Below are 12,857 nucleotides of genomic sequence, written 5' to 3'. Positions count from 1 at the left end.
GTTACAGTTCGGGTCAGGCCAGCGGCACGGCCGACCAGGCCGTCGTAACGTTGAAATAGGGGACACCGTGATGGGGCAGCAGCCCGACCGAGCACGAGTCGGGACTCAGTTCGGCCGCTACCGGATAGGGGCTCTGCGTGGCCAGGCCGGATCGGAGCGCGTCTACGAGGCATTCGACACGGTCGACAACCGCGCCGCCGAGCTGACCCTGCTGCCGCCGACGGCGGATCGCCAGCGCTTTTTCGCAGAGATGCGCATCGCCTCACGGCTGACCCACCCCCACCTCGTTCCGGTGCATGACTGGGGCGAAATCGACAACGTGTGCTACGCCGCGACCCGGCTGATACCCGGACAGACGCTGCAGTCGCTGGTGGGCACCTTCGGCCCGCTCGCCCCGTCGCGTGCGGTGGCGATCATCGAACAGATCGCCGCCGCACTCGACGCCGTGCACGCCGATCGGCTGATCCATCGAAATGTCAAGCCGCAGAACATTCTTGTCGCCGATGACGGTGCCGCCTATCTGCTCGGATTGGGCATCGCCGATCCCGACCTGGATGCAGCCAGACCGACGGCGGATTCCTATGCGTATATGGCGCCGGAGCGATTCGACAACCGCCCGCCGACCAACCGCGCGGACATTTATTCGCTTGCCTGCGTGCTGGTCGAAACGCTCACCGGCGCCAGACCCTATCCGGATGCGGTGACGGTGGGGCAGATGATCAAGGCACATTTGACTGCGCCGCCACCGAAGCCCAGCTTGCTTCGGCCTCATGTCATCTCGCCCCGATTCGATGCCGTCATCGCGCGCGGGATGGCGAAGAATCCGCAGCAGAGGTTCGTATCCGCCGGCGACCTTGCTCGCGCGGCGCGCGATGCGGCGTCGGCGAGCAGCCAAGACGCCCCCACGATGGTGCGTCGGCGTAGCGAACTCATCGGGCTGATCGCGCGCCGCCGTCCCCGGGGGCGCACCGTGGAACCGGACACCGAAATGGTTCCCTACCAGGACTACCCGGACGACGCCGCTCCGTCGGCACGGTGGCATCCCACGCTGATGCCGCTGGCGATCGCTGTGGCGGTGCTGGTGCTCACCGCCGTTGGCATCATCGTGTGGCGGGTCGGCGCGGCGGGCGATGCAAATCAGCCCGCCCATACGCCGGCCGTTGTCACGCCGTCCAGCTACCGACCCGAGGTGCTGCCCTTCACCGGCCTCACCGGACCAGAGGGCGTGGCGGTCGACAAGTCAGGCAACGTCTACGTCAGCAATATCGACAACGATCGGGTGATGAAGCTTGCGGCCGGATCGACCAAACAGACCGTGCTGCCCTTCACCAACTTGAAGGAACCGTACGGCTTGGCCGTGGACAGCCAAGGCAGTGTCTATGTCGCCGACACCGACGACGATGAAGTGGTGAAGCTCGAACAGGGGGCGACCAGGCAAACCGCGCTGCCGTTCACCAAGCTCAACCGCCCACAGGGCTTGGCCGTGGACGCGTCGGGGACCGTTTACGTCGCCGATACCGGCAACAACCGGGTTCTCAAGCTCGAGGCCGGCTCGACGAACCAGACCGAGCTGCCGTTCGACGGGCTGGAACGGCCCAAGGGTGTGGCGGTGGACGGGTCGGGCGCTGTCTATGTCGCCGACACCGGCAACAATCGCGTGCTTCGGTTGGCGGCGGGGTCGACGACTGAGGAGGTGCTGCCGTTCACCGGTCTCAAAGACCCTTCCGGTCTGGCAGCGGACGGGGCGGGCACCGTCTACCTGACCGACGGCAGCAGGGTGGTGAGGCTGGCGGCGGGGTCGAACAAGCAGACCATCCTGCCCGTCACCAACCTCAGCTACACCAGGGGTGTGGCGGTGGATTCGTCGGGCAACGTGTACGTGACCGACTACGGCAACGACCAGGTCGTGAAGCTGGTGGCGAACTGACGGCGCCTGTGGATCCTGTGGATCCTGTGGATGTGAACACGCGCGCTGCCCGACCCTCATGCGATGCTCCGCGATTGTGGGGGAACCGTTCATCGCTAGCGAGGTCTTGGCTTGCGGCGTATTGAGCCGGCATCAGTTGCGGACACGCTATCGGGCGCTGTTCCCGAACGTGTATCTGCCGAGGCGGACTGAGCCAACTCTCCAGCAGCGGATTATTGCTGCCTGGTTATGGTCGGGTCGTCAGGGCGTGATCGCCGGAACAGCGGCTGCGGCGCTACACGGCGCGAAGTGGGTCGACGATGACATCGCCATCGAGCTGATCCATTCCAACAATCGCCCGCCCCCTGGTGTGTTGACCCGGCGCGACACGTTGCTCGATACCGAAGTGACGACGGTCGCCGGGATATCGCTCACCACACCCGAGCGCACCGCCTACGACATCGGCCGGCGCGTCCCCCGCCGCGCAGCGGTTGCACAACTTGACGCGCTGTCGCGCGCAACGGGGCTCAAGCTCGACGACGTCGCGGCCATCATCGAACACCGCCGTGGCGCGCGGGGGTTGCGACAACTGGAAATGGCGCTCGAGCTGGTCGATCCGGGTGCCGAGTCGCCGCGGGAGACCTACCTGCGGCTGTTGCTCATCGACTCCGGCCTACCGCGACCGCAGACGCAGATTCCCGTTGTGACTCAGCAGACGACGTATTACCTCGACATGGGGTGGGATGACTGCATGGTCGCCGTCGAGTACGACGGCGAGCATCATCGGAGCGATCCGTTACAGTACCGCAAAGACATTCGGCGGCTCGAGATTCTGGAGTATATCGGGTGGATCGTCATACGCGTGGTCGCCGCGGACCATCCGGCCGATATCGTGCGACGGGTGCGGCGTGCGTTGCAGTCGCGAAAATCGAGTGAGCGCTCAGGGTTTCCAGTGTGAACGTAGGGCGGGAAAATCGCGAAAATCCCGCCCTGGCTTCACACTCGACGCCGACGATTCACACTCGACCGGGAGGGGCGAAAACAGCTAGAAGGTGCTGGTGGGCCGCACCCGGTTGGCCATGTCGACCAGCGTGTACCGATGTGCCTGGGTGGGCGCGATGCGCGCCAGCCCGCGCAGCGACGCCTCGACGCCGAGCCGTAGCCCGTGTTCGGTGAACGGATAGCCGAGGATGTGGTTGGTGCTGGCCTCGTGGTCGGCCAGCCAGTCCATCGCGCTGCCCAGCACGAGCGCACGGATCTGCAGCACCCGTGGCTCGGTCGGTGGCAGCGCCTCCACCCGCCGCGCAGCGTCGCGGATGTGCTCTTCGGTGATCTCACTCATCGACCGCCCCGACACCAGCGTCACGGCGCTGGCCAGCCGCGCAGTGGTGTAATGCCTTGAGCTGCTTGGCACTTCGTCGAGAGTGCGCACCGCACCCTCGCGGTCACCTTCCGCGGACAGCGCGCGGGCCAGGCCGAAGGCCGCCGAGATCACCCCGTCGTCGGTCTTCCACACCGCTTCATAGAACTTGCGGCTTTCCGGACTGCCGGCCAGCTCGGCGGTCGCGGCCAGCGCCATTTTCGGCGCCAATTCGCCCGGGAAGGTGTCGAGTACCTCGGTGAAATGCTTCATGGCCGAGTCGTAATCGCCGGTGAGCAGCTCGGCCACAGCTCGATACCACACCAACCGCCACCGCCAGCCGACCCGCTCGGCGAGGTCGTCGAGCTTGCGGGTCGCTTTGGCGACGTCGCCGAGGTCGAGCAGTGCGCGGACCTCCATCAGCGGCAGCTCGACCGACTCGGACAGGTCGATCCCCTCGGAGTCCAGCGAGCCGTGCCGCACCGCGCGCAACGAATCCAGCGTCTGCACGGGCTGCGACAGCACCGTCGCTTGCAGCAGCGGTGCCGCGACATCGGTGGGATCAACCAGCGGCACCGGCAGCGCGGTCACGATCTCCTTGGCGGTCAGCTTCTCCGAATGCACCTGTCCGTCCAGGTACACGTCGGTGTGTGCCACCAGCAACTCCACCCCGAACGTGGCGCGGCTGCGCGAGAAGATCGTCGACAACCCCGGTCGGGGCACCCCGGTGTCATGCGCGACGACCTCGCGCAGCACGCCGGACAACTGCCCGGACATCTCCTCGGCGCTGGCAAACCGCCGGCGTGGATCGGGGTCGATCGCGCGGCGCAGCAACCGCGCGAACGAGTCGTATTCCTGCAGCACCGGATCGTCGTCGGGCAACCCGTCGACGTAGCGGCCGTTGCGGGTCCGCAATGTCATGGTGAGCGCCGCCAGTGTGCGTCCCACCGTGTAGATATCGGTGGCCACCGTCGGCCCGGTGCGAACGATCTCCGGGGCCTGGTAGCCAGGTGTGCCGTACAAATAGCCGAACGAATTGATCCGCGACACCGCGCCCAAGTCGATCAACTTGAGCTGCTCCTCGGTGAGCATGATGTTCTCCGGCTTGAGGTCGTTGTAGACCAGGCCGATCGAATGCAAATAGCCAAGGGCCGGAAGGATTTCCAGCACGTAGGCAATGGCCTCGGCGACCGGGAAGTTCTCGCCGCGGCCCCGTTTGAGCGACTGGCCGCCGACGTATTCCATCACGATGTAGCCGACCGGATTACCTTGGCGGTCGGGGTGCTCGACGAAGTTGAAGATCTGCACGATCGACGGGTGCACCACCTCGGCCAGGAACTGTCGCTCGGCCATCGCCATCGCCTGCGCCTCGGCGTCACCGGAGTGCACCAAGCCTTTGAGCACCACCGGGCGGTCGTTCACATTTCGGTCGAACGCCAAATACACCCAGCCCAGACCGCCGTGCGCAATACAGCCCTTGATCTCGTACTGCCCGGCGACGACGTCACCTGGACTCAGTTGCGGCAGAAACGAATACGGGCTGCCACAGTGCGGACACCAGCCTTCCGACAGCGCTTTGCCGTCCTTGCTGGAGCGGCCAACCGGCCGCCCGCAGTTCCAGCAGAACCGCTTGTTTTCCGGCACCGACGGATCGGGCATCAGGGCTTCGAGCGGATCGGTGTCGGGCACCCGCGGGATTTCCACCAGTCCGCCGCCCAACCGGCGGACCGGCTGCAGCACCCGCGCCGGCGGTTTCAGCAGGTCCGGCTCGATGTCGACCTCGGGAGCGGTGGTTTCGTCGAAGTCTTCGTCGTCGTCGTCGAACGGGGGACGGAAAATCGCCTGGGTCGCGGCAGGCCGTACCTGGGACTCCGAATCAACTGTGGCGTCGATCGGCTGGCTGTCCGAGCGGGCTTGTTCGTCCCGGTCTTCGAAACCGTGCTGCGCGGAGTCGCTCATCAGTCCAGATACCTCGCGACCGGTGGGGCCGGCGCCGGCCCGAGCACGTTCAACCACTTGCGGTACAACGCATTCCAGGTGCCGTCACGGCGAATGCGTTCCAGCGTCCCGTTGACGAATCGCACCAGCCCGGTGTTGTTCAGGTTGATCCCGATGCCGTAGGGCTGGGTGTCCATATTGGGTCCGACGATGTGCAGGTAAGGATCCTGAGACACCAGCCCGGCCAGAATCGTGTCGTCGGTGCTGACCGCGTCAACTTGTCGCTGCTGCAGCGCCACCAGGCAATCGGCCCAGTTCACCACCTCCACGATCAGCGGCGGCGGCGCGATCTCCTGGATCCGGCCCAGCGAGGTGGTGCCCTTGGCCACGCACACCCGCTTGCCGGACAGGTCGCCCGGCTTCGTGATCGACGAATCGCTGGGCGCCAATATGCGTTGGTTGGCCTCGAGATAGACCGTGGAGAAGTTCACCAGCTTGCGTCGCTCGCAGGTGATGGTCATGCTCTTGACGACGATGTCGACCTGCGATTTCTGTAAAGCGCTGATGCGCTCGGCCGCCGACAGGATTCGGTATTCGGTCGCCGTGGGGGTGCCGAAGATGTCGCGGGCGACCTCGCCGGCGATGTCCACGTCGAATCCGGTGATCTGGCCGCTGATCGGGTCGCGGAAGGACAGCAGGTTGCTGCCGACGTCGAGCCCGACGATCAACCGGCCGCGGTCGCGGATACCGGCCACGGCGGCGTCGGCCTCGGCTCTGGTGGGGAACGGCCGCAGGCTGGCGGTGACATCGCAGCCGGCGTCCGTCTTGTCCGGCGGGCGCGGTGGCTGCGGCGGCAGCTCTTGCATACCGGCCGGCGTCGGCGGCGGCAGGGTAGGCACCGGCACCGACGTCATCGACGCGGACTGCCCGCAGCCCGCCACAACTGCCACCGCTGCCAGGGCGGCGCAGAGCGTGGCAGATCGCCGGCGGCCGATGGCGGCGACCCGCCGCACCCGGCTCCGCCGCGCTTGCGATCGCCGCGTCGTCATCGGTACTCGTTCAGTCGGGGCCACAAACCCAAAGCCACCGCAATGGCGGCACCCAAGCTGAGAACCACCGCGCCCACGGTGGCGCCGGCCAACCCGCGGCGGGCGCTGAGGATGTCGGTGCGTAGCTGCTCACGGCTTTGCTCCATCGTTTTGCGCAGCGCATCGTCGAGCTTGTCGAACGCGGGCGTGGAATCTTCCTGCCCGCTGCCCAGCGCAACTTGCGTGGCGGCCTGGTAGTTACCCACCGAGATATACGAGTTGATCCGGTCGTTGGCTCGCCGCCAGCGCTCCAGCAGCTGGCCGGCGTCGGCCAGGTCAGCCTTGTCGACGGCGTCGCCGCGGGCCAGATATTCGTTGAGCTGCTCGCGCATGGTGTCGATGCGTTGGTAGAAGGATTGCTGGCGGACCTCTTCGTCCCCGCGCCGGATCAAAGACAGCGTCTCGTCGGCACGCGCCTGCTGGGCGGTGATCGACAGGTTGGTGACGGTCTTGAGCGATTCTGCCGCAGTATCTTTCGCGCTGCGACTGGCGGACGTGGAAATCGCCAGGGCCGTGCCCACCCACACCACCATAACCAGAATTCCCAGCGCACCCGCCACCAGACCGGGGTTGATCCGCCGCTTGGTGCGCCGGGCGAGCCAGCGGTGGGCGAACGCGCCGAACGCCGCGGTTGTGACGACGATGATGATCACCGGAGCCGGAATCTGGGTCGACGCAGTCGTTTCGGCGTCGACGCGCTTCGACGTTTCCTGGTAGAGCTTTTGCGCGTCGGGCAATATCCGCGACTGCATGAGCGACGATGCCTCGGAAAGATACGACGACCCGACCGGATTGCCCGCCCGGTTGTTGGTCCGGGCGATCTCGATCAAACCGGTATAGACGGCCAGCTCAGCGTTGATCCGGCCCAGCAGCTCCACCAGCGGCTCGTCAGTGAGCCCGCTCGATGCCCTGGTCACGGCGACCGCGGCGTCGGTGATGGCCTGTTCGTAACGCTGCCGGACGGTGCGCGGCTCGGCTTGCGCGATGAATGCCGTGGCCGCGGCCGCGTCGGCCACCGAGAGCGTGGTGTAGAGCCGTCCAGCCGCGAACGCCAGCGGCTCGGTGTGGTTGAGCACGGTCGTCAGCGCCTGCTGCCGCTGGTTGATGGTGGTCGAGGTGGCGAACGCGCACAGCCCGCCCAGGATCGCGAGGATGACGCCGATGGACAGGATGCGGCCGGGTGTGGTCGAGATGAACCACCAGCGGGGGTGGGCCGGTTCGGTCGGCGACCGCGAACCCAATGGTTCGGTCGACGGATGCGCCAACTCAACGGTCACGTCTGTTCGGACCTCATCTTTGCGTGGTGCGTCTGGTCACAAATTCTATTAAAGAAGTCTAAGAGTTTGGCTGACCGATGGTGGGATGCTCGCGGGGCGGCCCGCATATCCTGAACGCGTGCGCGGCGATGGTGACGGGTGGGTGATCTCCGACACCGGTGTGGCGTACTGGGGTCGACATGGTGCGGCGGGCCTGCTCTTGCGTGCGCCGCGCTCCGACGGCAGCCCCGCGGTCCTGCTGCAGCACCGGGCGCCATGGAGTCATCAGGGTGGCACCTGGGGCTTGCCGGGCGGCGCCCGGGACAGCCATGAGACCGCTGAGCAGGCCGCCGTCCGGGAAGCTCTCGAGGAAGCCGGGCTGTCGAGCGAGCTGCTGCAGGTGCGCGCGACGGTGATCACCGCTGAGGTTTCCGGGGCCGGCGGCACGCACTGGACTTACACCACCGTTGTCGCCGACGCCGGCGACCTGCTGCACACCGTGCCCAACCGGGAGAGCGCCGAGCTGCGCTGGGTCGCCGAGGAGGACGTCGACCACCTGCCGCTGCACCCGGGGTTCGCCGCCAGCTGGCATCGGCTGCGTACCGCGCCCGCGACCGTCCCGCTGGACCCCGACGACGAACGGCGTCGCCACCTGCCGCGCACCGTCGAAATCGAGGCGGGCGTGTTCCTGTGGTGCACGGCCGGCCAGCCCGGCCAGGCGCCGTCGCAGTTGTCCAGCCGGATCAGCTCGCTGCTGACAGCGCCGAACTGAGCTGCTCGGCGGCCGCCCGCGGGTCCTCGGCGGCAGTGATCGCCCGCACCACCACGATCCGACGAGCACCGGCATGCAGCACCTCGGGCAGCCGCTGCGCGTCGATACCGCCGATGGCGAACCAGGGCTTTTCGCCGGCCTGCTCGACCGCGACCTGCAGCAGTGACAGGCCCGGCGCCGGCCGGCCGGGTTTGGTCGGGGTCGCCCAGCAAGGTCCCACGCAGAAATAGTCGGCGTCCCCGCTGGCCGCGGCCGTGACCTGGTCGCGGTCGTGGGTGGATTGGCCGATCACCACGTCCGGGCCGACGATGTCGCGGGCCACCGTCAGCGGCAGGTCGTTTTGGCCCAGATGCAGCACGTCGGCGCCGGCCGCGCGTGCGATGTCGGCGCGGTCGTTGACCGCGAACAACGCCCCGTGCCGGCGGGCGGCGTCCGCCAGCACTTCCAGCGCTGCCAGCTCCTCGCGCGCCTCCAGCGGGCCGAACAGGCCCTCACCGATCGAGCCTTTGTCGCGAAGCTGGATGATGTCCACCCCGCCCGCCAGCACCGCGTCGGTGAACTCGGCCAGATCCCCGCGCTCCCGCCGGGCGTCGGTGCACAGGTACAGCCGCGCTGTGGCCAGCCGGGAACGAGCGGGCCGGTCAGGTTCGTGCACACCGCGACGCTAGCGGCTAGCGTGGACAGCTGACGAATCACGGGAGTCCCGGGAGCACGGGGGCTGAGAGTGGGCGCGCCCGCCCTTACCGTCACACCTGATCCGGATCATGCCGGCGAAGGGAGTAGAGGATGCCGGATTCGCTGGCCGTCATCGGCGGCGGCGTCATCGGGCTGTCGGTGGCGCGTCGCGCGGCCCGTGCGGGCTGGTCGGTGCGGGTCCATCGCACCGGGGAACCGGGCGCGTCGTGGGTGGCGGCCGGAATGCTCGCCCCGCACAGCGAAGGCTGGCCGGGCGAGGAACGACTGCTTCAGCTGGGGTTGGAGTCGCTGCGGCTGTGGCATCAGAGCAGCTTCGCCGACGAACTGCCGGCGCAGGCGATCACCGCGCGGGAATCGCTGGTGGTCGCCGTCGACCACGCCGACGTGGCCGAACTGCGCACTGTAGCGGACTGGCTCTGCGCCCAAGGCCATCCGGTGGTCTGGGAGACAGCTGCCCGCGACATGGAACCCCTGCTGGCACAAGGCATTCGGCATGGCTTTCGGGCGCCCACTGAGCTGGCAGTGGACAACCGCCTGGTGCTGGAGGCGCTTACCACGGCCTGCGAACAACTCGGCGTCGAATGGCGTGGGCCGGTGCAGGATCTGGCGGCTGTCGAAGCCGACGCGGTGGTGATCGCCAACGGGATCGACGCACCGGCACTGTGGCCGGGCCTGCCCATCCGGCCGGTAAAGGGCGAAGTGGTCCGGCTGCGGTGGCGCAAGGGTTGTATGCCGGTGCCGCAGAGGGTGATTCGCGCCCGGGTGCATGGCCGCCAGGTGTACCTGGTGCCCCGCGCGGACGGGGTGGTGGTCGGCGCAACCCAATACGAACACGGCCGCGACACCGCGCCGGCCGTCTGGGGTGTGCGCGACCTGCTCGACGACGCGTGTGCGGTGATGCCCGGTCTAGGTGAGTACGAGCTGGCCGAGTGCGCCGCCGGTCTGCGCCCGATGACCCCTGACAATGTGCCGCTGGTGCAGCGACTGGACGGGCGGACGTTGGTGGCCGCCGGACACGGCCGCAACGGCTTTTTGCTGGCGCCCTGGACGGCCGAACAGATTGTGTGTCAACTCATTCCGGTGGGAGTCCGCTCGTGATCGTCTCTGTCAACGAAAAACAACTGCACGTCGACGACCAGACCACCGTGGCGGCACTACTGGACCGGCTCGGTTACCCCGACCGTGGTATCGCCGTGGCGCTGGATCGGGCTGTTCTACCCCGATCTCGTTGGACCACAACACTTTCCGATGGTGCCTGTCTCGAGGTGGTTACGGCGGTGCAAGGTGGATGACTCGAAGCTGACCATCGCCGGGCGTGAATTCACGTCGCGGCTGATCATGGGCACCGGGGGAGCTACCAACCTGACTGTGCTGGAGGAGGCGCTGATCGCGTCGGGCACCGAGCTGACCACTGTCGCCATGCGCCGGGTCGACGCCGACGGCGGCACCGGGATGCTCGATCTGCTGAACCGCCTCGGGATCACGCCGCTGCCCAACACCGCGGGCTGCCGCAGCGCCGCCGAGGCGGTGCTCACCGCGCAACTGGCCCGCGAGGCGCTGGGCACCGACTGGGTCAAGTTGGAGGTTATCGCCGACGAACGCACCCTGCTGCCCGACGCCGTCGAATTGGTCCGCGCCGCGGAGCAATTGGTGGACGACGGATTCGTGGTGTTGCCCTATACCAATGACGACCCGGTGCTGGCCAAAAGGCTGGAGGACACCGGGTGCGCCGCCGTGATGCCGTTGGGGTCACCGATCGGCACCGGTTTGGGAATCGCCAATCCGCACAACATCGAGATGATCGTCGCAGCCGCCGGCGTCCCGGTGGTGCTCGACGCCGGCATCGGCACTGCCAGTGACGCCGCATTGGCAATGGAATTGGGCTGCGACGCGGTGCTGCTGGCCAGCGCGGTGACGCGGGCAGCAGATCCCCCGGCGATGGCCGCCGCGATGGCCGCCGCGGTGACCGCGGGCTACCTGGCCCGGACGGCCGGCCGGATCCCGAAGCGGTTCTGGGCTCAGGCGTCCAGCCCGGCGCCGTGAGCCGCTATGTGGCGCTGGGCAGTTCGATGGCCGCCGGCCCCGGCATCCGGCCGCGGGCCAAAGGCGCGCCGTGGGGGTCGGGTCGCTCAGCGCGCAACTACGCGCACCTGGTTGCCGAACGGCTGAACCTCGACCTGGTCGACGTCACGTTCTCCGGAGCGACCACCGCCAACGTGCTCGCCGAGCGGCAACGCGGGGCGCCGCCGCAGATCGAGGCGCTCGATGGCTCCGAACAACTTGTCACGATCACCATCGGCGGCAACGACGTCGGCTACGTGCAGATGCTGATGGCCGCCGCGCTGCCCCGCCCGGCCCGGCTGTTGCCGCCGATAGCTGCCCTGCTCGACCGTGAGGCCCGGGAGCAGGCGCTCGGCGACGTCGGGGACGCGCTGCGGGCGGTCGGTACGACGGTGCGCCGCCGAGCGCCGAATGCCCGGGTGATGTTCGTCGACTACCTGACCATGCTGCCGCCCGAAGGGCAACGAGCCGCACCGCTTTCCGACGCCGACGCCGATCTGGGCCGTCACATCGCCGCGCAGCTGGAAGATCGCACGGCGGCGGCCGCGCAGGCAACCGGATGCGAGATCGTCCGGGCCGGCGAAGCAAGCCGCGATCATCATGCCTGGTCGACCGACCCGTGGACGCTGGGAGCGGGCTGGCCGCTGCCGTGGCGGCCGGCGCCTTTTCACCCCAACGCCGCGGGGATGCGCGCCGTCGCCGAGCTGATTCTGCGTCAGATAAAGGATTAAGGCGCTCACGACCGGGGTAGGCAGCCCAATGGGACGGACCGATCGAGCGGAGCGGCTGCGTATGGCGAGTGCGCCGACGGTAGATCGGGGCTACGACCACTCGGCTGTGATCTACCGAACACCCGACGAGTACGTCCACTCGGTGGTGCCGTTCATCACCGAGGGGCTGGCGCGGGCAGAGACTGTGTGGGCTGCGGTTCCCACTCCGAAATTGAGCATTCTGCGCGAGGCGTTGGGCGCTGCGGCGCGCGACGTGACGTTCGTCGACATCACCGAAATGGGCCGCAACCCAGGGCGCATCCTCGCCGCCGAATGGGCTTTCATCTACCAGCACCGCACTGGGCCCGTCCGGCTGATCGCCGAACCGGTCTGGCCGGGTCGCACCGCGGTCGAATATCCCGCCTGCATCCAGCACGAAGCCTTGGCCAACATCGCGTTCGAAGACTGCGACGTGGCAGGCCTGTGCCCATATGACGCGTCTCTGCTCGACGACGAGATCCTCGCCGATATCCGCGCCACCCACCCGTTGATCGGCTCGAACGCATCGCGTGAGCGCAGCGCGGACTACGCCGTCGACGCTGCGCTTCAGCGGTGCAACCAAGCGTTGGCCACTGGGCCGGCACCCTTGACGTACACGGTTTCCAAGGCGGAGGACCTGGCCGGTGCACGCAGACACGGCGGCCGATATGGCCGGCTGCTCGGCCTGTCCGCCGACCGAATCGCCGACCTGAAACTGGTCATCACCGAACTGGCCACCAACAGCCTGCAACACGGCGGCGGGAGATCGCGGCTGGCCTTCTGGGAGCACAGTGGGCATCTGGTTTGTGAGGTCCGCGATCTCGGATTTCTGATCGATCCGCTGGCGGGGCGCCGCCCGCCCAATACCGGCGGGCCCGGCGCCGTCGGACTGTTCGTCGTGAACGCACTTGCCGACTTGGTGCGCACCCACACTTCGCCGGGCGGCACGACGATCCATGCGTATATGCGTCTTGATCGATTTGCTCCCGGCGCCGTGACCGCTGACTGATCGCTTCGCCGCGGGCCGCTAA

12 protein-coding genes are annotated in these 12,857 nt (G+C 67.7%); 8 read left to right on the top strand and 4 right to left on the bottom strand.

Features of this window, described 5'->3' with window-relative positions; all coding sequences use genetic code 11:
• Positions 1–70: 70 nt before the first annotated feature.
• Both MSP7336_RS03115 and MSP7336_RS03110 read left to right on the top strand, forming a co-directional pair.
• Complete coding sequence (locus tag MSP7336_RS03115) at positions 71–1,927, top strand: serine/threonine-protein kinase PknD (protein ID WP_069395931.1); 1,857 nt, start codon at positions 71–73, stop codon at positions 1,925–1,927.
• 58 nt (positions 1,928–1,985) lie between these two features.
• Positions 1,986–2,864: an endonuclease domain-containing protein gene (locus MSP7336_RS03110; RefSeq protein WP_069395930.1), complete on the top strand. Its 879-nt coding sequence runs from the start codon at positions 1,986–1,988 to the stop codon at positions 2,862–2,864.
• An 87-nt stretch (positions 2,865–2,951) separates the two neighbouring features.
• Here the strand turns inward: MSP7336_RS03110 and MSP7336_RS03105 are convergent, their stop codons facing one another.
• Genes MSP7336_RS03105 through glnX form a run of 3 tightly spaced genes read right to left on the bottom strand, consistent with a single transcriptional unit; the run spans position 2,952 to position 7,569 of the window.
• Complete coding sequence (locus MSP7336_RS03105; protein WP_113964749.1) at positions 2,952–5,225, bottom strand: serine/threonine-protein kinase PknG; 2,274 nt, start codon at positions 5,223–5,225, stop codon at positions 2,952–2,954.
• Entirely contained in the window at positions 5,225–6,253 is a 1,029-nt protein-coding gene (locus MSP7336_RS03100; protein ID WP_113963018.1) for a glutamate ABC transporter substrate-binding protein, read from the bottom strand. Before MSP7336_RS03100 ends, MSP7336_RS03105 begins: the two co-directional genes overlap by 1 nt.
• Positions 6,250–7,569: a protein kinase G-activating protein GlnX gene (gene glnX, locus MSP7336_RS03095; RefSeq protein ID WP_113963017.1), complete on the bottom strand. Its 1,320-nt coding sequence runs from the start codon at positions 7,567–7,569 to the stop codon at positions 6,250–6,252. Before glnX ends, MSP7336_RS03100 begins: the two co-directional genes overlap by 4 nt.
• A 118-nt stretch (positions 7,570–7,687) precedes the next feature.
• Here glnX and MSP7336_RS03090 point away from each other — a divergent pair, with 118 nt between their 5' ends.
• Positions 7,688–8,320 carry an NUDIX hydrolase gene (locus MSP7336_RS03090; protein WP_069395927.1) on the top strand — a complete coding sequence of 211 codons (633 nt, stop codon included), beginning with the start codon at positions 7,688–7,690 and terminating at the stop codon, positions 8,318–8,320.
• Here the strand turns inward: MSP7336_RS03090 and thiE are convergent.
• Positions 8,292–8,975 (bottom strand): thiamine phosphate synthase, encoded by a 684-nt coding sequence (gene thiE / locus MSP7336_RS03085; protein ID WP_069395926.1) that lies wholly within the window; start codon positions 8,973–8,975, stop codon positions 8,292–8,294. The genes MSP7336_RS03090 and thiE overlap by 29 nt on opposite strands.
• Before the next feature lie 131 nt (positions 8,976–9,106).
• On the opposite strand from thiE, the gene thiO reads away from it, so the two are divergent.
• The 5 genes from thiO (at position 9,107) to MSP7336_RS03060 (ending at position 12,835) form a co-directional block, all read left to right on the top strand.
• Positions 9,107–10,114, top strand: coding sequence for a glycine oxidase ThiO (thiO, locus tag MSP7336_RS03080; RefSeq protein WP_069395925.1), 1,008 nt, complete (start codon positions 9,107–9,109; stop codon positions 10,112–10,114).
• The gene (gene thiS, locus MSP7336_RS03075; protein WP_113963015.1) at positions 10,111–10,308 is read left to right on the top strand and encodes a sulfur carrier protein ThiS; all 198 of its coding nucleotides are present in this window, start codon (positions 10,111–10,113) and stop codon (positions 10,306–10,308) included. Before thiO ends, thiS begins: the two co-directional genes overlap by 4 nt.
• A complete protein-coding gene (gene thiG / locus MSP7336_RS03070) occupies positions 10,301–11,059 on the top strand; it encodes a thiazole synthase (RefSeq protein ID WP_113963014.1) in 759 nt (252 codons plus the stop codon). Before thiS ends, thiG begins: the two co-directional genes overlap by 8 nt.
• A complete protein-coding gene (locus tag MSP7336_RS03065; protein ID WP_113963013.1) occupies positions 11,056–11,808 on the top strand; it encodes an SGNH/GDSL hydrolase family protein in 753 nt (250 codons plus the stop codon). The genes thiG and MSP7336_RS03065 overlap by 4 nt, the downstream gene beginning before the upstream one ends.
• Before the next feature lie 61 nt (positions 11,809–11,869).
• Positions 11,870–12,835, top strand: coding sequence for an anti-sigma factor RsbA family regulatory protein (locus MSP7336_RS03060; protein ID WP_084226428.1), 966 nt, complete (start codon positions 11,870–11,872; stop codon positions 12,833–12,835).
• Positions 12,836–12,857 lie beyond the last annotated feature (22 nt).

It is taken from the genome of Mycobacterium shimoidei (assembly GCF_900417275.1).
In the GTDB taxonomy this organism is placed as follows: domain Bacteria; phylum Actinomycetota; class Actinomycetes; order Mycobacteriales; family Mycobacteriaceae; genus Mycobacterium; species Mycobacterium shimoidei.
The sequence above is the reverse complement of the archived record's forward strand: the minus strand, read 5'-3'. Positions and strand labels throughout refer to the sequence as shown.

Bases quoted from the DNA above. Each gene is read 5' to 3' on its own strand.
- MSP7336_RS03115 (WP_069395931.1), top strand. From the start codon at position 71: ATGGGGCAGCAGCCCGACCGAGCACGAGTCGGGACTCAGTTCGGCCGC.
- MSP7336_RS03110 (WP_069395930.1), top strand. From the start codon at position 1,986: ATGCGATGCTCCGCGATTGTGGGGGAACCGTTCATCGCTAGCGAGGTC.
- MSP7336_RS03105 (WP_113964749.1), bottom strand. From the start codon at position 5,225: ATGAGCGACTCCGCGCAGCACGGTTTCGAAGACCGGGACGAACAAGCC.
- MSP7336_RS03100 (WP_113963018.1), bottom strand. From the start codon at position 6,253: ATGACGACGCGGCGATCGCAAGCGCGGCGGAGCCGGGTGCGGCGGGTC.
- thiO (WP_069395925.1), top strand. From the start codon at position 9,107: ATGCCGGATTCGCTGGCCGTCATCGGCGGCGGCGTCATCGGGCTGTCG.
- MSP7336_RS03060 (WP_084226428.1), top strand. From the start codon at position 11,870: ATGGCGAGTGCGCCGACGGTAGATCGGGGCTACGACCACTCGGCTGTG.